A 1,538-nucleotide genomic window follows, 5' to 3' on the forward strand; every position below is an offset into this window, starting at 1 on the left:
GGGTTAGCTCACCGGCTTCGGGTGTTGCCGACTTTCGTGGTGTGACGGGCGGTGTGTACAAGGCCCGGGAACGTATTCACCGCAGTATGCTGACCTGCGATTACTAGCGATTCCGACTTCATGCAGGCGGGTTGCAGCCTGCAATCCGAACTGGGACCGGCTTTCTCGGGTTCGCTTCACCTCGCGGCTGCGCTGCCGTCTGTGCCGGCCATTGTAGTACGTGTGTAGCCCAGATCATAAAGGGCATGATGATTTGACGTCATCCCCACCTTCCTCCGTTTTGTCAACGGCAGTCTCTTTAGAGTGCCCATCCTTACATGCTGGCAACTAAAAATAGGGGTTGCGCTCGTTGCGGGACTTAACCCAACATCTCACGACACGAGCTGACGACAACCATGCACCACCTGTCTCCCTGTTCATCCGAAGATAAAATACTGCATTTCTGCAGCTGGCAGGGGATGTCAAGACCTGGTAAGGTTCTTCGCGTTGCGTCGAATTAAACCACATACTCCACCGCTTGTGCGGGCCCCCGTCAATTCCTTTGAGTTTCAGCCTTGCGGCCGTACTCCCCAGGCGGGGTGCTTAGTGCGTTAACTGCGGCACTGGGGGGGTCGATACCCCCAACACCTAGCACCCATCGTTTACGGCGTGGACTACCAGGGTATCTAATCCTGTTTGCTACCCACGCTTTCGCGCCTCAGCGTCAGTTACAGGCCAGGGAGCCGCTTTCGCCACCGGTGTTCCTCCCAATATCTACGCATTTCACCGCTACACTGGGAATTCCACTCCCCTCTTCTGCACTCAAGCTCTGCAGTTTCAATCGCAAGCTATCAGTTGAGCCGATAGGTTTCACGTCTGACTTGCAGGGCCGCCTACACGCCCTTTACGCCCAGTAATTCCGGACAACGCTTGCCCCCTACGTTTTACCGCGGCTGCTGGCACGTAGTTAGCCGGGGCTTCCTCCAAAGGTACCGTCATTTGTTTCTTCCCTTTGGACAGAGTTTTACAATCCGAAAACCTTCTTCACTCACGCGGCGTTGCTCCGTCAGGCTTGCGCCCATTGCGGAAGATTCCCCACTGCTGCCTCCCGTAGGAGTCTGGACCGTGTCTCAGTTCCAGTGTGGCCGGTCGCCCTCTCAGGCCGGCTACCCATCGTCGCCTTGGTAGGCCGTTACCCTACCAACTAGCTAATGGGACGCGGACCCATCCTGTAGCGGTTTGTACCTTTCTTCACTCGATAAGGCTATCAAGTGAACGTATCCGGTATTAGCACCGGTTTCCCGGCGTTATCCCAGGCTACGGGGTAGGTTATCCACGCGTTACTCACCCGTCCGCCACTATCCAGCACTCAACTCGTTACCTACCTTGTATTAAGCGTTATCTCTTTATACTAGATGTTTCGCTTTTATTACAAGATAAGCACTGAGTTGAGTGCTGGACCGTTCGACTTGCATGTGTTAAGCACGCCGCCAGCGTTCGTCCTGAGCCAGGATCAAACTCTCCATTTATTATTCAAAAGAGTTTAATCTTTGCTCTCT

1 rRNA gene is annotated in these 1,538 nt (G+C 54.4%); it reads right to left on the bottom strand.

From position 1 onward, the window contains the following. Positions 1-1,508: ribosomal RNA gene (locus tag SPSYN_RS15415) — 16S ribosomal RNA — on the bottom strand; the annotation flags it as partial. Between the last annotated feature and the right edge of the window lie 30 nt (positions 1,509-1,538).

This window comes from Sporotomaculum syntrophicum (genome assembly GCF_009932395.1).
Taxonomy (GTDB): domain Bacteria; phylum Bacillota; class Desulfotomaculia; order Desulfotomaculales; family Desulfallaceae; genus Sporotomaculum; species Sporotomaculum syntrophicum.